Below are 18,337 nucleotides of genomic sequence, written 5' to 3' on the forward strand. Positions count from 1 at the left end.
ACGGGACGGCCCACCGCCCCCACGCACGCTGAAGGGGGCCGCCCGGCTTTCGGCCGGGCGGCCCCCTTCATGGTGCGGTGCGTGCGGGCGATCCCTAGATCTTCGCCTCGCGCTTGAAGGCCGAGCGGGCCCACAGGAAGCCGAGGAGGCTCAGGACGACGCCCCAGCCCAGCGCCAGCCAGGCGCTGTTGCCGATCTCGGTGCCCATGAGCAGGCCGCGGAGGGTGTCGGTCATCGGGGTGAAGGGCTGGTACTCGGCGAACCAGCGCAGGCCGACCGGCATGGACTCCGGCGGGACGATCGCGCTGCCGAGGAAGGGCAGGAAGGTCAGCGGCATGGGGGCGTTGCTGGCCGCCTCGACGCTGCTGGAGCCCAGGCCGATGGCCGCGGACAGCCAGCTGAGGCCGAAGGCGAGGAGGGCGAGGATGCCGAGGGCGGCGAGCCACTCGACGAAGGTGGCGTTGGGGCGGAAGCCCACCAGGAGCGCGACGCCGATGACCAGGACCAGGCTGATCATGGTCTGGATGACGTTGCCGACGACGTGCCCGGTCAGCACGGAGGACTTCGAGATCGACATGGTCCGGAAGCGGTTGATGATGCCTTCGGTCATGTCCGTGCAGACGGAGACGGCGGTCGAGACGGCGCCGGCGGTGGCGGCCATCAGGAGGATGCCGGGGGCGACGAAGTTGGTGTAGTCGCCGCGGTCGCCCGTGCCGCCGCCCGGCAGTTCGATGCCGGCGCCGAGCGCGCCGCCGAAGACGTACACGAACAGCAGGAGCATCAGGATCGGCATCGCGACGATCGAGATCGTCATCGAGGGGTAGCGCTGGGCGTGCTTGAGGTTGCGGCGCAGCATCGTCATCGAGTCGCGCATGGCGTACGTCGTGCTCATCGGCGGGCCTCCTGCGCCGTGGTGGCCGGGGTGGGAACGGTGGTCGCGTGGTGGCGCGACCCGTCACCGGTGAGGGCGAGGAAGACGTCGTCCAGGTCGGGCGTGTGGACGGTCAGCGCGTCCGCCTGGACTCCCGCGCTCTCCAGCAGGTCGAGTACGGAGCGCAGCGCGGGGATGCTGCCGTCGCTCGGGATGTGCAGGGTGAGCTTCTCCTCGTCGCGGGCGCCGGGGCCGAGGGCGAGCCGGTGGGCGGCGGCGTCCAGGCTGAGCACGTCGGAGAACTGCAGGCGGATGTGGCCGCCGGGGATGCGGCGCTTGAGCTCGTCCGCGGTGCCCTCGGCGACGATCTTGCCCTTGTCGAGGACGGCGATCCGGTCGGCGAGCTGGTCCGCCTCCTCGAGGTACTGCGTGGTGAGGAAGATGGTCACGCCCTGGGCGGTGAGCTGCTGGATCAGGTGCCACATGGTGCGGCGGCTGCGGGGGTCGAGGCCGGTGGTCGGCTCGTCGAGGAAGATCAGGCTGGGGTTGCCGACGAGGGTCATCGCCAGGTCCAGCTTGCGGCGCATGCCTCCGGAGAAGGTCGAGGCCATCTTGCCGGCGACCTCGGTGAGTTCGAACTGCCGGAGTAATTCGGCGGTGCGGCGCTTGCCCTCCGCGCGGTCGAGGTGGTGCAGGTCCGCCATGAGGAGCATGTTCTCCTCGGCGGTCAGCAGCCCGTCGACCGCCGCGAACTGGCCGGTGACACCGATCTTGGCACGAATGGCGTCCGCGCTCCGCTGCAGCGAGTGCCCCACGACGGTCGCCTCGCCGCCGTCGGCGGAGATGAGCGTCGAGAGGATCTGGACGGTGGTGGTCTTCCCCGCGCCGTTCGGACCGAGGAGCGCGAAGATCGTGCCCGCCTGCACGTGCAGGTCAATCCCGTCGAGTACGAGCTTCTCGCCGTACGACTTGCGCAGGCCGACTGCGCTGATCCCCTGGGGCGGGGCCTTCTGTTCGGTCGCGGCACTCATCGTGCCCCCTCCATTTCGTAGCTGTTGCGAGGCAGAGCTCTGACGTCAGGCGCCGTGCGCACGCTGGATGGTGATGTCGCCGAGGCTGGTCCTCGCGTGCACCTTGACGGTCTCCGCGCCCTCGGTGGGGCCTTCGGCGGAGCCGAGGGTGCTGTAGACCGTCCCGGACTGGGAGTTGATGTCGAGCCAGGCCGCGGTGCCCTGGCGGATCCCGACTTCGAGGTTGCCGGCTTTAGTCTGGAGCTCGACGGTGCCCCGCGCCACTTCCTCGATGCGTACGTTGCCGTTCGAGCTCTTTGACGACACGGACCCTTGCGCCCGGCCGACGGTGATGTTTCCATTGGCGACCTTCAGTCGCAGATCGCCCGCCACGTCGTCCAGCCACGTGTTGCCGTTGGAGTTCTTGATGTCGGCGTCGCCGCCGACGGTGCGGATCCTGACCTCGCCCGAGCCGGTGGTGACGTCCACGTCGCCCGCCGCCGTGTCGAGCTGGATGTCGCCGTGCTGGGTCTTGAGCCTCGCCGCGCCGGTCTGGTCGAGGCGGATGTAGCCGGCGCTGGTGCGGACCTCGCACTCGCCCAGCGTCCCCTTGCAGGTGATGTCGCCCATCTCCAGCGTGCCGACGAGACGCGAGCCCTGGGGCAGGGCCACGTCGACGGTGACCGAGCCGCGGGCGCTGAACAGGCCGCGCGCCTTCGGGGTGCGGATGGTCAGGGTCCCGTCGGCGAAGTCGACCTTCGTCTCCTCGGCGGCGCGCTGGTCGTCCTTGTCCCCGGCGGTGCGCGGGTGGATCTCGACGACCGTGTCGGTGCGGTCGCCGGCGCTGATCCGGGCGACTCCGACCTCGACGTGGATGGTCGCGGTGATGGGTCCCTTGGTCTCGTAAGAAGGCATGGCTGTCCCGTCCTCGTGGGTCTGGTGGCCGCCCCCGCTCCGGGGACGTGAAGACGGCGCGGGAGTGGTCGGCTCCCGTACGCCGGTGTCGTGTCCCGGCGCCGCCCCCTGCGGCGCCGGTCCGCTGTACTAGCTCACCCAGCCGGTGAAGCTCCGCCTGCCGCTGCCGCGCCGGGGCGCCTGGGTCTCGGCCGGCCGGCCGCCGCCGGTGTCGAGGGCGCCCGAAACCGCCCTGACGAGCCAGGCGTTGAGGGAGAGCCCCTCACGCGCCGCGGCCTGCTCGGCCCTCGTCTTGACGTGGCCGGGGAGCCGGAGGTTGATGCGTGCGGTGCTGCTGTCCTCCCCTTCCGGCGCGAGCGGTACGGCGGGCAGGGCGGCGGGGGCTTCGTCGAAGTCGCCGGCCTCGAAGGGCTCTTCCCTCGGCGGGGCGGTCACGACGAACTCGGGCTCGAGCCCGCGCAGCCGTACGTCGACCGAGCCGGGAGCGAGCTCCCGGGTGACCTCGCCCATGGCGTCCGACAGGGCGGTCAGGAGGGTGAGCCTGGCTGCCGACTCTAGCGGGGCGGTGAGGCGCTCGGCGAGAGCGCGGGCTTCTTCGCCGCCCGCTTCGGCGGCCACCGCGAGCTCGTTCCGAAGATTTGCGACGTAGGGGCTGAGGTCCATGTCCCCAGCATGACACACAGATGGCGCCATGGCGAGCCATTTTGGCGCCACTGGTGCCACCATTTACGAAACCGCAGGTCAGAGCGTGTGCCACGAGTGAGCCAGGCTGAGCCACCCGGCGCCACCACCCTCGCCTGGTGCCACCACGCCACCAGACGCGGGAAGCCGCGACACCGAGGCTCCGCCGCGTGCCGCACGGCGGACGGCGGACGGCGGACGGCGGACGGCGGACGGCGGACGGCGGACGGCGGAGAATTCGAGAGGGGGTGCCCGCCATTCCCCAATTATCCGGCGGAACGCATAAGAATTCACGGCGCCCCGATATGCGACCGCGGGGCCGTCCTGTCGACAGGACGGCCCCGCGGGGGTGCGGCGAATTGCGTCGCCGACCGAATACCGGGGCGGACCGAATCGCCCGGCCCGGCACGGAAAGCGTGGACCCGGGGAGGGATACGGCCCGACGGGTCAGCCGGCGGCAGGCGCCGGACGCAGTTCCAGCGTGCAGCACTTGGCACTGCCGCCGGCCTTGAGCAGTTCGGACAGGTCGACGCCGATCGGCTCGAACCCGCGTTCGGCGAGCTGGGCGGCCAGCCCCCGCGCCTGCTCGGGCAGCACCACGTGCAGGCCGTCGGACACGGCGTTCAGCCCGAACGCCACCGCGTCGGCCTCCTCGGCCAGGACCGCGTCGGGGAACCGCTCGGCGAGCACCTCGCGGCTCTCCTGGGAGAACGCCGCCGGGTAGTACATGACCTCGTCGCCGTCGAGGACCGCGAGCGCGGTGTCGAGGTGGTAGAACCGCGGGTCGACCAGGGTCAGCCCGAGGACCTGCCGCCCGAAGAACTCCTGCGCCTCCTGCTGCGCGCGCGGGTCGCTGCGGAAGCCGCTGCCCGCCAGGAGGGTGTCGCCGGCGAGCAGGAAGTCACCCTCGCCCTCGTTGACGTACTCCGCCTGCCGGACCTCGCCCCACCCCTGCCGGGCGAACCAGTCCAGGTACGCCGGGGACTCGCCGGCCCGGTATGCGTGCCGGAAGCGGGCGACCAGGACGCGCCCGTCCAGCACGGTGGCCCCGTTGGCCGCGAACACCATGTCCGGCAGGTCGGGCACCGGCTCGACGAGGTCTATCCGGTGCCCGAGCTCGACGAACAGGTCGTGCAGCCGCTTCCACTGGGAAAGGCTGGTTTCCGTCACCGTGGGCTTCGTGGGATCCATCCACGGATTGATCGAATACCGTACGTCGAAATAGTGCGGACGGCACATCAGATAATGCCGCGGCCTTGCCGTTCGCCCTGATTGGCTCATGGTTTCCCTCGATGCGGAGTCGGTTCACGGATACCTCGTGCCACGATATCCGCGCCGCCGCCACACTCAATAGGAGCGGGTGAACAGGTGGCCAATTTCCGGTTTCAGGGCATGGCCTCGAGTACGGCGTCCACGGTGAGTTTCCACGCCGGCTCGGCACCGGTCCCGAACGCCGCGGCGAGCGCGTACCCGACGGCCGCGTCGTACGCCTCCGGCTTCCCGTCCTCCCACTCGGCGGTCACCCGCCCGTCCCCGGTCGACACGAACACCCCGAGCCGCACACCGGCGCGCGAAAGCCGGCTGCCGTCGAGCGAGACGGGAACGAACCGGTGCTCGCCGACGTCGACGCGGTAGGACGCCCGGGTCAGGAACCCCTTGGAGGGCCGCAACTCCACCTCCTCGCCCGCCACCCGCATCACCAGGCTCGCGGGGTCCCTGGTGCCGATGGGCACATGGCTGTGCACCTCCGCCCCGGCGGTCCGCTCCATCACGACCCGCGGCACGCCGTCGCCGGTCACGACGAGGGTCCCCGCCTCGTGGTCGAGTTCGACGGTGACCGTCCCGAACAGCGGGTCCTCGGTGGGCGGGTGGGAGTACGACTGCATCGACCGTTCCTTGCTCTGCGGTGCTGGGGACACCATTGTCAGCGACCCCGGCACCGCAAGATCAACAAGTCGGACGCCGGACCTCCCCGAAGGCCGGCCTGTCGGCCTGTCGGCCTGTCGGTCCGTCAGTCCGTGACGGGGATCGAACCGTTCACGGAGGCCGGGCCCGCTCCCCCGCCCCGCGCCTTCCCGGCCTGGTCGGCCGCCAGGCCGCGGAGCATGGCGCCGAGGTCGATCCCGGTGGCGGAGCCCAGCAGCTCGACCCCCTGGGCCACGTTGTCGGTGACCGTGCGGGAGAGCTTGGAAGCGCCGTCGGTGGAGATGACGGGAAGCAGCGGGCCAGCGTACGGAAGTCGGCGGAGCGGTCCGAGCGTCCGGCCCGCCGCTCGTTCAGCGCCCGTACGACGGCCAGCAGTTGCGGGATCGCACCCAGCGCCCGGCCGCGCAGCAGTCGGGCCTGCGACTCGCGGCCGTCCCGGCTGAGGAACCGGGCGGCCAATCCCGTCCACCGGCCGGCCCACCGCTCGTACGCGGCCTCACGGGCGGCGGCCGCCCGCAGCAGCTGCTCGATGCTCCCGCCCTCCTCCAGCTCCAGGATCAGCCGGGCGATGCGGCCACCGAGGGTGATCAGGTCCTGGATGAAGCGCTCCAGGTACTGGATGAGCTGGTCCTTGTAGGCGAGGAACACCTCCTCCCCCACGTCGTGGAGGTCGATGGTCCGCTGGAGGGATCCATGAAGGCCCGCGCATTGTCGGCGAGCGCGCCGAAGCGACTGGCCAGCCCGTCCAGCGCCAGATGGGCTTTGGCCGCGTCGGGCTCCTCCTCGGCCGCGAGCACGAGCAGAGCCCGCAACTGCGTCACGATGTCGTGCAGCGCGACGGCCTGCAGCGCGCCGCGCCGGCCGAGCGCCTCGTCATACGCGGACAGGGCCTCTTCCGCAGCCTCGCCCTCCCGCGTGAGCTGGTAGATGAACCGCTTCCGGTAGAAGTCCTCGACGGCGGTGACCCGCCCCGTGTCCGGGTCGGCCCGCAGGTTCCCCCACACCACCAGGCTGTCGAGCGCCTTGACCACGGCGTCGAGCTCGGCCGGCCGGGCGGCGGAGGCCGGGCCCGCGTACACGTCCTCGGGCCGCAGATGCACGGCGAACCGCTCCTTGGCGACGAGGAAGGCCCGCATCACCGACCGGTAGAGCAGCACGTTCGGGGCGGTGAGATGCGCGAAGGGCCCGTACCCGTCGGGCGGGCCCTCCGCCCGCGGAGAAGTCGTGTCCATTGCCCGCCATCCTCCTGGAGCCCCGCCGGCGCTGGGGACAGCGGGCGGCCCCCGGTCGAGGCGCCCCGCCGGACCGGCCGGACGTCGGACGGGGACGCCGTCCGGGCCGGCCGCTCCGTGCCGGTCAGGACCCGTCGGCCGCGGCGCCGACGAGTTCGTCGAGCAGGTCTTCCATGGTGACGAAGCCGATGACGGTGCCCTTGGTGCCGGTGACCGCCGCGAGATGGGTGCCGGCGGACCGCATGGCCGTCATGGTGTCGTCGAGCGGGGTGTCGATGGCGACCTTGACGATCGGGTGCAGCGCCGCTCGCGGGAAGGGAGCGGTGCGGTCCGCTGCGCCGATGGCGTCCTTGATGTGCAGGTAGCCGAGGATCTCCCCGGCCTCGTGGGTGACGGGGAGTCGGGAGAAGCGGTGTTCGGCCGCCGCCCGTTCCAGGCCCTGGGGGGTGATGTCGTGGGCGACGGTGACGATGCGGTCCAGGGGCACCATCACGTCGCCGACGGGGCGGGTGCCGAGTTCGAGGGCGTCCTGGAGGCGTGCGCCGTCCTCGGGGCCGAGGAGGCCGGCGGCGCTGGAGTCCTTCACCAGTCGGGCGAGTTCGTCGTCGGTGAAGACGGAGCCGACTTCGTCCTTCGGTTCGACCCTCAGCAGCCGCAGCAGGGTGTTGGCGAAGGCGTTGATGCCGAAGACGAACGGCCGCAGGGCGCGGGTGAGGGCGACCAGCGGCGGGCCCAGGAGCAGTGCGGTCGGCGCCGGGGCGGCGAGTGCGATGTTCTTGGGCACCATCTCGCCGATGAGCATGTGGAGGTAGGTGGCCAGGGTGAGTGCGATGACGAAGGCGATCGGGTGGATCAGGCCCTGGGGCACACCGATCGATTGGAAGGGGGGCTCCAGCAGGTGGGCGATGGCCGGTTCGGCGACCGCGCCCAGGACGAGGGAGGAGACGGTAATGCCGAGCTGGGCGGTGGCCATCATCGCCGAGAGGTGTTCCAGGCCCCACAGCGTGGTCTTCGCCCGCCGGTTGCCCTTGATGGCGGCAGGTTCGATCTGGGAGCGGCGTACGGAGATCAGGGCGAACTCGGCGCCGACGAAGAAGGCGTTGGTGATCAGGGTGAAGGCGCCGATCATGAGCTGGATCGCGGTCATCGGGCCTCCTCCTCGGAGACGGCGGCGGTGGCGGTGGCGGTGGTCGGGACGGTGATCGACACCCGGTCGGCGCGGTGGTGTCCGACGTCGAGGACAGTGAGGTTCCAGCCGTCCACGTGCAGGGTGTCGCCGACCAGGGGGATCCGCTCGAGTCGGGTGGCGATCAGACCGGCGAGCGTCTCGTACGGCCCCTCCGGGGGTGTGAAGCCGATGGCCTCCAGCTGGTCGAGGCGGACGCTTCCGTCGGCCTGCCACGACGTGCGGCCGTCCCGGTCGGGGGCTGCGAGCAGGTCGGGGACCTCGATCGGGTCGTGCTCGTCGCGGACCTCGCCGATGACCTCTTCCACGATGTCCTCGACGGTGGCCACACCCGCGGTGCCGCCGTACTCGTCGATGACCACGGCCATGGTCCGGGCCTTGCGGAGCCTGCCCAGCAGCGTGTCCACGGGCAGCGAGTGGGGTGTGAGCAAGGGCTCGGTCATCAGGTCGGTCACGGGCGTCATGGCCCGCTTCTCATCCTCCAGGGCGAGGACGTCGCGGATGTGGAGGGTGCCGATGACCTCGTCGAGGCTGTCCTTGTAGACGGGGAATCGGGACAGGCCGGTGGCCAGGGTCAGGTTCTCGGCGTCCGCCGCGGTGGCGTGCGCCTCCAGGGCCTGGACGTCGACGCGCGGGGTCATGACGTTCTCCGCGGTCAGCTCGGCCAGGTGCAGGGTCCTCACGAACAGCTCGGCCGAGTCGGCCTCGATCGCACCCTGGCGGGCGGAGTGCCGGGCCAGTGCCACCAGCTCCTCGGGCGTACGGGCGGAGGCCAGCTCTTCCGCGGGCTCCAGACCGAACCGGCGTACCAGGCGGTTCGCGGTGCCGTTCAGGTGTCGGATCAGCGGGCCGAACGCGGCCGTGAAGGCGCGCTGCGGGCCGGCCACCACCTTCGCGACGGCCAGGGGGCGGGAGATCGCCCAGTTCTTCGGCACCAGCTCACCGACGACCATCAGCACCACGGTCGAGATCGCGACACCCAGCAGGGTCGCGGTCGTGGACACCGCCCCGGCGGGCAGGCCGATCGCTTCCAGGGGGCCGCGCAGCAGCGCGGAGACGGACGGCTCGGCGAGCATGCCGATCACCAGCGAGGTCACGGTGATACCCAGCTGGGCCCCGGAAAGCTGGAAGGTCAGGCGCTTGGCGGCCTTGAGGGCGCCTTCGGCGCCTCGCTCGCCGGCCGCGGCGGCACGCTCGAGCTCACTGCGCTCGACGGTGGTGAGCGAGAACTCGGCGGCGACGAACACGGCGCACGCCAGCGTCAGCGCGAGCGCCAGCAGGAGCAGGAGGACTTCGGTCACCGTGCCACCCCCGCTCCCGGCTCAGTGGTTCTCGGGCGGGGCGTGGCACGGTCGGGACTGGGAGGTTCACCCATTGCGGGTCTGCTGCTCCTTCTTCACTCGGGCTTACTGGCGCGGACGGCGCACAGGGCGGTTCAAGTATCCGTACGACGACTGTAAAGGAGCAGTAAAGCCCCTGGCCAGTGGTGTTTCACACGGCGCGAAGGGTTGCCTTTTCGGACATTCCCGCCGCATCGCATCCTGTGGCCTCGACAGCGGCCGCACTGCTCCTATGCTTCTACATGCTTGTAGATAGCGCCAGGGCGGGGGTGGCTTGCTCCGTGCTGCCCTGGCGGTGGTGCGCGCCGGCCGGCGCGCGTACAGGAGGGGAGACAGTCATGGCTTCGATCGATCTCGACAAGGTGCTGGACAAGGCGTGGGCGGACAAGAGCCTGCCCGAGGTGCTGGCCGCACCCGTGTCCGCGCTCAAGGGGGTCTCCGACCGGCAGGGCGAGCTGCTCAGGGAGGCGTTCGGCGTCAAGACCGTCGGCGACCTCGCCGACCTCAAGTTCGTCGGCTGGGCGAAGGCCCTCGCCGCCCTGGATGCGGCGAAGTAGCAGTGTGCGCGAGGCGCCGCGGGCCGGATCCCGGGTTCCGCGGCGCCTTCGGGCTCCTCAAGAGACCACCACGCAAGACATGTGAAGGAGAACGCCACGATGGTGTTCAAGCGCCTGCTCGGCTCGATGGGTGTCGGCGGCCCCGCCGTGGACACGGTCCTCGACGTGACCACCGCGGTTCCCGGCGGCAGCCTGACCGGCGAGGTCCGCCTCACCGGCGGCTCGGCCGGCTTCGACATCGAGCACATCACGCTGGAACTCGTCGCCCGCGTCGAGGCCGAGACCGAGGATGGCGAGCGCGAGGGTACGGTCGCTTTCGAGCGGTTCCACATCGGCGGCGGCTTCCGCCTCGCCGCGGCCGAGAACCGCTCCGTGCCGTTCGCCGTCACCCTGCCGTGGGAGACGCCCGTCACCCAGCTGCACGGGGAGCCTCTGGGCATCGTGCTGGGGGTGCGCACCGAGTTCGGCATCGCCGGCGCCAGGGACAAGGGCGACCTCGACCCCCTCTCCGTGGGTCCGCTGCCGGTGCAGGAGGCGATCCTGGAGGCGTTCGGGCAGCTCGGCTTCGGCTTCAGGTCCGCCGACCTCGAATCCGGGCGCATCGGCGGGACGGGCCAACAGCTGCCCTTCCACCAGGAGATCGAGCTCACCCCCGCCCCGCAGTACGCCCACCGGATCAGCGAGATCGAGGTGACCTTCCTGGCGAACCCGGGCGGGCTGGAGGTCGTCCTGGAGGCGGACAGGCGCGGCGGCCTGTTCTCCGGCCGCGACGCACTGGGCCGCCACGTGGTCAGCCACGACGGCGCGGCTCACCGGGACTGGAACGCCGTGGTCGAGTCCTGGATCAGCCAGCTCCTCGACGCCCACACCGCCCGCGCGGCCCACACCGCCCACAGCCCCTACGGCGACGACGCCCACGCCCACGGGGACGGCCACGGGCAGCACGGCGGCCACCGGTCCGAACCGGGAATGGGCAGCGTGGCCGCTGCCGGTGCGGCCGGTCTCGCGGTCGGGGTGGTCGGCGGGATGGTGGCGGCCGAGGCCGTCGACGAGATCGGCGACTTCTTCGAGGGCGACGAGGACGAGGGCGGCGACGAGGAGGCGTAGCGGCTGCGACACCCACCCGGCGGCTTCTGCCGTGGCGCGGAGATGACCGGTCCGGGCCGGCTCCCCTCAGAGGTCCGCGCCGTCGTCCCACAGGCCCGAGCGCACCACGGCGACAGGGCAGTCGGCATGGTGCAAAACGGCCTGGCTGACCGAGCCCAGCAGCAGTCCGGCGAATCCGCCGCGTCCGCGCGCGCCCACCACGATCAGCTGGGCGTGCCCGCTCGCCTCGATCAGCGTCGGCCGGGTCCGGCCCCGAACGACCCGGGGGCGTACGGCCACCTCCGGGTACCGCTCACGGTGCCCGGCCAGCGCCTCGGCCAACAGCCTCTCCTCCGCGGCGCGCTGCCGGTCCGCGTCACCGATCGTGTCCACGAGTTCCCCGGGACGGCCCGGTCGGTGCGCGCCGTGATCGCCCCACGCGCTCCAGGTGTGCAAGGCCACCAGTTCACCGCCCCGGATCGATGCCTCGGCGAACGCGAACGCGATCGCGCCCCGCTCCCGGGGGGAACCGTCCACCGCCACCAGCACAGGCCCCTCGGGGTCGGTCCGGCCGCGCACGACCATCACCGGGCAGTGGCCGTGCGCGGCCAGGTGGACGGCCGCCGAACCGAGGAGAACCTCCCTGACACCCCCCGAGCCGCTCCGGCCCACCACCATGAGCTGCGCGGTCCGTGACTCGGCCTCCAGGGCCGCCACCGCCTCCCCCGGCATCACCGCGCTCGTGGCCCGCACTCCCGGAGCCGCGGACCGGGCGCGGTCGACGGCCTCGCGGAGCAGGTGCTCGACGGACTCCCGTACGCCCCCGCCGGGCGGACCGAGGGCCGAGGCACCGGGCGGGACGTGCAGGGCGGGCCAGAGGAAGGCGTGCACCACGTGCAGCTCGGCGCCTCTGAGCAGGGCCTCCCGGGCGGCCGCGTCCACGGCGGCCAGGGCGGAGGGCGAGCCGTCCACCCCGACCACGACCGGACCGGACATCGCCCCGCCTCTCCTCACCCCCGGCCCACGGCCGCGGCCGGGCACGCCGTGCGTCTTCCCAGCCTCTCGCGCACCCCACCCCCTCGCCACCGGCGGCAGCCCCCGTCAGGCAGCTTGTCCGGCCAGGTCACAGGGGCGTGGCGGCGTGGAGGATGAAGAACAGCGTGACGGCGGAATTCGCCGAGGACAGCGCGGACACCGTGGTGCCGGCCGCCGCACCCCAGGTGGCCATGCCCACCGCGGTGAACACCGACGGCCAGCGACCGGATGCGGGGGCGGGCTCCAGCAGCGCGGCGACCCGGCTCGGGACCGGCCCCACCGCCGCGAACGAGGCCAGCGTGCCCAGCGGGGCGCCCCGGCCGATCAACGCCGCCTTCCCGATCGCCACCGCCACCGTACGGCGGCTGCCGACCTCGGCCGCCGCCTCCTCGTCGGCCCACCGCTCGGCGGTGTAGACCACCACCGACCTCAGGGGCCGCAGAAACGGGTTCGCGCGGGCGGCGAGCTGCACGGCCAACAGGAACCGGTGATGGCCTCCCGCCAGGTGGGCCCGCTCGTGGGCGAACAGCGCCCGGCGCTCGCGGGAGGTGAGCGCGGCCAGCATTCCCGTGCTGACCACGATCCGGTCACCGCGCGAGCCGGGCAGCGCGTAGGCGTAGGGAGCCTCGTCGGGCAGCACGGCCACCGGGGTCGCGGGCAGACCGGTCAGAGCACGCCGGCTGCGTCGGCGCACCCGCCGGTGGCGCCACGCAGCCGACGCGCACGAGGCGATCACGGCGAGGAGGGCGGGGATGGCGGCCCTGCCGGCGACCTCGTCGTACGGGACCGCTTCGCGGACCTCGGGATCGGACCAGCCGTCCGGCAGCGGGTTGCCGGGCAGCTGCGCGGTCCCCACCACCATGAGCAGCGCCAGGCACAGCGTGCTGCACACCGCCAGCACCGCCGCGGCGCAGGTCAGCAGCCACGTCGCGGTACGCGGGTGCAGATGGTGCCCGGCCAGCCGCGCGACCGGCCACGCCGTTAACGGCAGCACCAGCGGCAGGAACACGAAAACCCCCATGCCCCTCAGCCTTCCCCAGCCTCGGACGCCTTGCCCAGCAGTTCCCGCAGCAGCTGCTCGTCCCCGGGCGTGAGAGCGGTCACGAAGCTGGCCAGGACGGCCTGCCGGTCACTCTCGGCGTCCAGGACCTTCCGCATCCGCAACGCCGCCAGCCCGGCCTCGTCGGCGACCGCCACCCACTCGAACGACCGGCCCACCCGCTCCCGCGCCACGGCGCCCTTGGCCTGCAGCCGGGTCAGGATGGTCATCACCGTCGTGTACGCAAGGCCGCTTCCGAGGCGTTCTTGGACCCAGCCCGCCGTGACCGGCCCCGGCGCCTGGCACAGCGCGGTGAGCACCTGGCCCTCCAGCTCGCCCTGCCCCCGGCGGGGAGACGGGTCGCCGCCGCTCGTGTCTTTCCTCGTCATGCCGTCAACCTCCCGCCCTATGGCCTCACCCGACATGGCGTGGCGGTTCATCGTACTGATCCACCGGCCTGCCGTTCGGTGGTCGCGGGCGGACCGACTCCGCGCAGCCGCCACGCCGACCGGCACCCGCCAGTATATTTCTACAGTGTTGTAGATTCACCTTGATCCGACGGTGCGGCGTGACAGCCGGGGCCGCGGGGATACCGAAAAGGAGTCACGACATGGGTGTGAGCCTGTCCAAGGGCGGCAACGTCTCGCTGAGCAAGGAGGCGCCGGGCCTGACGGCCGTACTGGTGGGCCTGGGCTGGGACGTGCGGACGACGACCGGGGTCGACTTCGACCTCGACGCCAGCGCCCTGCTGGTGAACGCGTCCGGGAAGGTCCCCTCCGACCAGCACTTCGTTTTCTACAACAACCTCAAGAGCCCCGACGGCTCCGTCGAGCACACCGGCGACAACCTCACCGGCGAGGGCGAGGGCGACGACGAGGTCGTCAAGGTCGACCTCGCCGCCGTGCCCGCCGACGTCGAGAAGATCGTCTTCCCTGTCTCCATCCACGACGCCGAGTCCCGCGGCCAGAGCTTCGGCCAGGTGAGGGGCGCGTTCATCCGCGTCGTCAACCAGGCCGGCGGGACGGAGATCGCCCGCTACGACCTCTCCGAGGACGCCTCGACCGAGACCGCGATGGTCTTCGGCGAGCTCTACCGCAGCGGCGCGGAGTGGAAGTTCCGCGCCGTCGGCCAGGGCTACGCCTCCGGCCTGGCCGGAATCGCCGCCGACTTCGGCGTCGGCGTCTGAAACAACCGCGCGCAGGCGGGGGCGGGCCTCCGGGCCCGGCCGTCCGCCCCTGCCTGCGATGCAGCCACCCCCTGTTTCGGGGAACGGGCACGCCGTACACGGCCGTTGTGTTCTACAGTGCTGTAGAACCGATCTCAGGAGGACACGGTGGGAATCAATCTGGACAAGGGCCAGCAGATCAGCCTGCAGAAGGCGGGCGGGGGCACGCTGAGCGTGGTCCGCATGGGCCTTGGCTGGCAATCCGCCCCGCGCAAGGGCTTTCTCGCCCGGATGACCGCGCGGGAGATCGACCTGGACGCCTCGGCCGTACTGTTCGCGGGCAAGGATCCGGTGGACGTGGTGTTCTTCCAGCAGTTGGTCAGCAAGGACGGGTCGGTCCGCCACACCGGGGACAACCGCGTGGGCGGCGCGGGACAGGGCGGGGACGACGAGTCGATCCTCGTGGACCTCTCGCGGGTGCCCGTGCACGTCGACCAGATCGTCTTCACGGTCAACTCCTTCACCGGCCAGACGTTCACCGACGTGCAGAACGCCTTCTGCCGCCTCGTCGACGAGACCAACGGCCAGGAGCTGGCCCGCTACACCCTTTCCGGCGGCGGCACCTACACCGCCCAGGTGATGGCCAAAGTCCACCGGTCCGGTCAGGGATGGAACATGTCCGCGATCGGCGAGCCGGCCAACGGCCGTACGTTCCAGGACCTGTTGCCCGCCATCGCCTCCCACCTGTGACGGCCCCCGGTGGAGCGCGGCTGCACCGGGAAGGCGACGCGATGTCCGGCATCGGTGAAACGGTGCGACAGCGACCGTCCGCGTCATCGCCGTCCTGACCGCCGGGGCGAAGAGGCTGCCCGAACTCGCGCGGTCGGCGTGCGCGCCGGAGCCGCCCTCCGACGGGCGGGCGCCCTACCGGCGGGCCGCCAAAGCGGTATACCGTCCTCCATATCCGTCACGCCGCATCACCCACAGCGAGGGGAGCATGTCGCGCATCTGGGCCGCCATCGCCCTGGCCGCCATCGGCACGATCACCACCATGGCCGGAGCCGCCCTCTACCTCCTCCCGGGTCCCGGGCTCCCCGTTCTCGCCCTGGGCGTGGTGATGCTGCTGGCCGGCATCCTCATGCTGGGCCTGGACACCGACTGCCGTTAGCCGCCGGCATCTCCCTCCCGGCGCGACACCCCTGCCAACGCCGCGCAGTGCGGCCCTCGTTGAGCTCCTCGGCGCGGGTACCGGCTCCACGCGGCAGTGCTTGGCCGGGCTGCGGCCCCGGTCGCGTCCTCACGGCCTGTCGGGTGAACGGCGCACCCGGTGCGTCGGCGTGCCGGGGCCCGGCTGCCCGCTGCGTTCCATGCAGATCAGGCCCTCGCGGGCGTCCCACGAGTCGGTCACACGGAAGCCGAGCCGCTCGTACAGGGCGATCGCGGCGGTCCGCCAGTGCCATACGGAGAGCCGGACGGTGGTGACGCCGTTGGCGGCGCAGTGGGAGAGCGCCTCGTGGACGAGCGCGGAGGCCATGCCGCGTCCGCGGTGGGCCGGATCGGTCCACAGCCGCTTGATCTCCGCCCGCCCGCCGGCCGGTGCGGTCACCACCACACAGCCCATGGCGACACCGCCGTCGAGCGCCAGGCACACCGTGGCGCCGGCGAACGCGGTCTGCGGGTCCTGGATCTCCGCCCGATAGCGGGCGGGCAACTGCGCCGCGTCCTTTGCCGGTAGGCCCTTCTCCGCCTCGGTCTGCAGGTGATAGGCGGCCAACAGGGCGGCCAACCCCTCGTCTTCGCCGGTCAGGTGGCCGGGGCGGCGGACGAGGACCGCCGTGGGGTGCATGGTCATGAGCATCGAGGATGTCACCTGTCCTGGGTGGGGCCATGGTCGCGGCCGCGGCCGCCCGTGGTTGCGGGCCGGCCACTGGCGCGCCGTCATGGCGCCTCCCGGTACCAGCGCGGGCGCTGGGCCAGGGTGACCGCCCGCAGCGCCCACTCCACGGGACCGTAGGGATGGCGGGCCAGCCACCAGCGGCTGAAGACCAGTTGTACGGCGAACAGGGCCAGGGCGGTCAGGGTGACGAGGGCCGGGGAGACCCGCCCCACCAGGGCGGCGCCGAAACCGGTGAACACGAAGGCCAGCACCAGCGACTGGGTGAGGTAGTTGGTCAGGGTCATCCGGCCCGCCGGGGCGAGCGCCGCCGCCAGCCGCCGGCCCCGGGGTCCGGCCAGCGTCCGCAGCACCGTGGCCGCGTAGGCGGCGGCCAGCAGCGGCGCGGTCACCACGTCCACGGCCACCGCGACCAGTTGGTAGGCCGTACCGGAGTACCCGTGGCTCGCGTGCGCCCAGACCAGGCCGCCGGCGATGCCGACCGTGAAGCCGGCCCACTGCAGGCGGCGCAGGAACGGCGTGTGGCGGGCGAGGTCGGTCAGCACCCCGCGTTTGCCGGCCGCCAGGCCCAGCAGGAACGCGGCAAAGGCCGCCGGGGCCTGGAAGAAGGCCAGCATGAACACCACGTCGGGCAACTGCCTCAGATGGGCTCCGATCACTGATGCGGCGTCGCCGCGCAGCGCCTCGGTGGCCTGGCGGCCCTGTTCGGTGACGGCGGCGGCGTCGATGCCACCGCCTCCGGTGGCGGCGAGCGTCCAGGCCAGCAGCAGGTAGCCGACGGCGGTGACGGCGAACAGGACGACGGCGGCTCGCACAGCCGTGCGCGGCCGGATCCGGTGCACGGCGAGCAGGACGAGGCCGAGCACGGCGTAGGTGGTGAGGATGTCGCCGGGGAAGAGCAGGACGGCGTGGCAGAGCCCGAGGACGAACAGGCCCGCGCAGCGCCGCAGGAAGCGGGGCAGGAAGGCGGCGCCGGCGCGGTCCGCGGAGGCCAGCTGGAGGGTGAAGCTGTAGCCGAAGAGGAAGGAGAACAGCAGGTAGAACTTGGCCTCGAAGAAGACCTCGGTGACGAAGCGGACGGCGGTGTCGAGCGCGGAGCCGAAGGCCGGGTCGTCCACGCCGGTGCCGCGGTAGGCGGAGGCCATGAAGGTGATGTTGACCAGGAGGATGCCCCAGAGGGCGAAGCCGCGCAGGGCGTCGACGTGGGAGAGGCGCCGCGGTGCGGCCGTCCCGGCCGACGGTCCTGCCGTGGGTCCTGTTTTGGGTCCTGCCGCGGGTCGGGTGGTCATCGTTTCGCTCCTTCGGTGTCGACGGAGGCCAGGAACCGCTGCTGGTCTTCCAGGAAGCCGTCGGCGAACAGGGCCCTCGGCGCGCACAGCGCGGTCAGGGTGAGGCGGAGTGAGGAGTTCTCCACGTCGTGCTTGACGAGGCCGTGCGCGGCGTCCGGGTAGTGGCCGACGCGCAGCGCGGGCCCTGGCAGCAGCCGCCGGTAGGCGGCCTCGGTGTCGGCGGTGTCCACGTTCACGTCGTGTCCGGCGAGCACCAGCAGGACGGGCATGCCGCGCAGCGCCGGAAGGTCGGCGCTCGCGTCGGCGGTGTGGTTCTTCGAGACGAACCGCCAGCGGGCGGCCGTCATGCCCTGCGGATCGCCGACGGCGCGTACGTACTCCTCGTAGGACGCGCCCCTCCCCAGCAGTTCCAGGCCCGTGTCGCGGCGGCGCAGGGCGGCGGCGACCTCGGTGTCGGAGGCGCCGTCGCGGCGCAGCTCGGCGAGGAGGTTGTAGCGGCCCTGCTGGTGCCAGTTGACGGCGGGCGAGACGGCGATGACGAAGCGGATTCCGGGGTCCTTGGCGGCGATCTTGGGCAGGACCCAGCCGGCCTGGCTGGCGCCCCACAGTCCGATCCTGCTGCCGTCGATGTCCGGCCGCTGCCGGGCCCAGGCGAGGGCGTCGACGGCTTCGAGGGCCCGGTCGTCCATGGACTGGTCGAGCCAGTCTCCGGGCGCGCCTCCCACGCCCGGCTTGTTCCAGGACAGTGAGGCGTAGCCGGCGCGGGCGAAGGACTCCCAGATGGGCCGGTAGAAGGTGTCGTGAGTGGCGTCGACGGGCCCGTCGCCGTGGACGAAGACCACCAGCGGGAAGGGCCCCTTCCCCTGCTTGGGCAAGGCCAGTACGCCGTCCAGGGCCCGACCGTCCCGGCGTACCGTCACGGCCTCCTCGCGCAGGTCGTAGGTGTTCTGCCAGACCACCAGCCCGCCCAGGCCCGCCGCCGCGACCGCCAGTGCGGCCAGCGTCGCGAGCACGGCCCGCACCACCCGGCGACGGCGTTTCGTGCGTGTCGCACGCATGCGTTCCATCCGACCCCCAGTCAAAACTATCGATTTCTCAACGCTCGTTTTCG

19 protein-coding genes and 1 pseudogene are annotated in these 18,337 nt (G+C 72.0%); 5 read left to right on the forward strand and 15 right to left on the reverse strand.

Features of this window, described 5'->3' with window-relative positions; genetic code table 11:
• Positions 1–94: 94 nt before the first annotated feature.
• From AVW11_RS17065 to AVW11_RS17105, 9 genes and pseudogenes are all read right to left on the reverse strand, one after another.
• Positions 95–892, reverse strand: coding sequence for an ABC transporter permease (locus tag AVW11_RS17065; protein WP_030838603.1), 798 nt, complete (start codon positions 890–892; stop codon positions 95–97).
• The gene (locus AVW11_RS17070) at positions 889–1,902 is read right to left on the reverse strand and encodes a daunorubicin resistance protein DrrA family ABC transporter ATP-binding protein (protein WP_030838600.1); all 1,014 of its coding nucleotides are present in this window, start codon (positions 1,900–1,902) and stop codon (positions 889–891) included. The genes AVW11_RS17065 and AVW11_RS17070 overlap by 4 nt, the downstream gene beginning before the upstream one ends.
• A gap of 45 nt (positions 1,903–1,947) precedes the next feature.
• Positions 1,948–2,796 (reverse strand): DUF4097 family beta strand repeat-containing protein, encoded by an 849-nt coding sequence (locus AVW11_RS17075; protein ID WP_076044538.1) that lies wholly within the window; start codon positions 2,794–2,796, stop codon positions 1,948–1,950.
• A gap of 129 nt (positions 2,797–2,925) precedes the next feature.
• Positions 2,926–3,459 (reverse strand): toxin-antitoxin system HicB family antitoxin, encoded by a 534-nt coding sequence (locus AVW11_RS17080; protein WP_030838594.1) that lies wholly within the window; start codon positions 3,457–3,459, stop codon positions 2,926–2,928.
• 465 nt (positions 3,460–3,924) lie between these two features.
• Positions 3,925–4,758, reverse strand: coding sequence for a dimethylargininase (ddaH, locus tag AVW11_RS17085; protein ID WP_076044540.1), 834 nt, complete (start codon positions 4,756–4,758; stop codon positions 3,925–3,927).
• Positions 4,759–4,862: 104 nt separating this feature from the next.
• Positions 4,863–5,363, reverse strand: coding sequence for a hypothetical protein (locus AVW11_RS37420; protein ID WP_030838588.1), 501 nt, complete (start codon positions 5,361–5,363; stop codon positions 4,863–4,865).
• A gap of 151 nt (positions 5,364–5,514) precedes the next feature.
• Positions 5,515–6,635, reverse strand: a pseudogene (locus AVW11_RS39285) (TIGR02677 family protein).
• 124 nt (positions 6,636–6,759) lie between these two features.
• Entirely contained in the window at positions 6,760–7,782 is a 1,023-nt protein-coding gene (locus AVW11_RS17100) for a hemolysin family protein (RefSeq protein WP_030838570.1), read from the reverse strand.
• Positions 7,779–9,122 (reverse strand): hemolysin family protein, encoded by a 1,344-nt coding sequence (locus tag AVW11_RS17105; protein WP_076044542.1) that lies wholly within the window; start codon positions 9,120–9,122, stop codon positions 7,779–7,781. The genes AVW11_RS17100 and AVW11_RS17105 overlap by 4 nt, the downstream gene beginning before the upstream one ends.
• 377 nt (positions 9,123–9,499) lie before the next feature.
• On the opposite strand from AVW11_RS17105, the gene AVW11_RS17110 reads away from it, so the two are divergent.
• Positions 9,500–9,718: a hypothetical protein gene (locus AVW11_RS17110; RefSeq protein ID WP_030838562.1), complete on the forward strand. Its 219-nt coding sequence runs from the start codon at positions 9,500–9,502 to the stop codon at positions 9,716–9,718.
• A gap of 99 nt (positions 9,719–9,817) precedes the next feature.
• Positions 9,818–10,825 carry a sporulation protein gene (locus tag AVW11_RS17115; RefSeq protein WP_076044544.1) on the forward strand — a complete coding sequence of 336 codons (1,008 nt, stop codon included), beginning with the start codon at positions 9,818–9,820 and terminating at the stop codon, positions 10,823–10,825.
• A 66-nt stretch (positions 10,826–10,891) separates the two neighbouring features.
• On the opposite strand, the gene AVW11_RS17120 is transcribed toward AVW11_RS17115, so the two are convergent.
• The 3 genes from AVW11_RS17120 to AVW11_RS17130 form a co-directional block, all read right to left on the reverse strand.
• Entirely contained in the window at positions 10,892–11,800 is a 909-nt protein-coding gene (locus AVW11_RS17120) for a universal stress protein (RefSeq protein WP_076044546.1), read from the reverse strand.
• A 127-nt stretch (positions 11,801–11,927) separates the two neighbouring features.
• Complete coding sequence (locus AVW11_RS17125; protein ID WP_030838553.1) at positions 11,928–12,860, reverse strand: M56 family metallopeptidase; 933 nt, start codon at positions 12,858–12,860, stop codon at positions 11,928–11,930.
• Positions 12,861–12,865: 5 nt separating this feature from the next.
• Positions 12,866–13,267: a BlaI/MecI/CopY family transcriptional regulator gene (locus AVW11_RS17130; protein WP_030838551.1), complete on the reverse strand. Its 402-nt coding sequence runs from the start codon at positions 13,265–13,267 to the stop codon at positions 12,866–12,868.
• A gap of 221 nt (positions 13,268–13,488) precedes the next feature.
• Between AVW11_RS17130 and AVW11_RS17135 the strand changes: the two genes are divergently transcribed.
• The 3 genes from AVW11_RS17135 to AVW11_RS37720 all read left to right on the forward strand — a co-directional run bounded on the left by AVW11_RS17135 (position 13,489) and on the right by AVW11_RS37720 (position 15,211).
• Positions 13,489–14,064, forward strand: coding sequence for a TerD family protein (locus AVW11_RS17135; protein ID WP_060177811.1), 576 nt, complete (start codon positions 13,489–13,491; stop codon positions 14,062–14,064).
• 147 nt (positions 14,065–14,211) lie between these two features.
• Positions 14,212–14,793, forward strand: a complete 582-nt coding sequence (locus tag AVW11_RS17140; RefSeq protein WP_030838548.1) for a TerD family protein — start codon at positions 14,212–14,214, stop codon at positions 14,791–14,793.
• A 247-nt stretch (positions 14,794–15,040) separates the two neighbouring features.
• Entirely contained in the window at positions 15,041–15,211 is a 171-nt protein-coding gene (locus tag AVW11_RS37720) for a hypothetical protein (protein WP_167389231.1), read from the forward strand.
• A gap of 129 nt (positions 15,212–15,340) precedes the next feature.
• On the opposite strand, the gene AVW11_RS17145 is transcribed toward AVW11_RS37720, so the two are convergent.
• The 3 genes from AVW11_RS17145 to AVW11_RS17155 all read right to left on the reverse strand — a co-directional run bounded on the left by AVW11_RS17145 (position 15,341) and on the right by AVW11_RS17155 (position 18,284).
• Positions 15,341–15,895 (reverse strand): GNAT family N-acetyltransferase, encoded by a 555-nt coding sequence (locus tag AVW11_RS17145; RefSeq protein ID WP_076044592.1) that lies wholly within the window; start codon positions 15,893–15,895, stop codon positions 15,341–15,343.
• A gap of 86 nt (positions 15,896–15,981) precedes the next feature.
• Entirely contained in the window at positions 15,982–17,226 is a 1,245-nt protein-coding gene (locus AVW11_RS17150) for a DUF418 domain-containing protein (RefSeq protein WP_076044548.1), read from the reverse strand.
• The gene (locus tag AVW11_RS17155) at positions 17,223–18,284 is read right to left on the reverse strand and encodes an alpha/beta hydrolase family protein (protein WP_107423288.1); all 1,062 of its coding nucleotides are present in this window, start codon (positions 18,282–18,284) and stop codon (positions 17,223–17,225) included. The genes AVW11_RS17150 and AVW11_RS17155 overlap by 4 nt, the downstream gene beginning before the upstream one ends.
• Between the last annotated feature and the right edge of the window lie 53 nt (positions 18,285–18,337).

It is taken from the genome of Streptomyces amritsarensis, from assembly GCF_001953875.1.
Lineage (GTDB): Bacteria > Actinomycetota > Actinomycetes > Streptomycetales > Streptomycetaceae > Streptomyces > Streptomyces amritsarensis.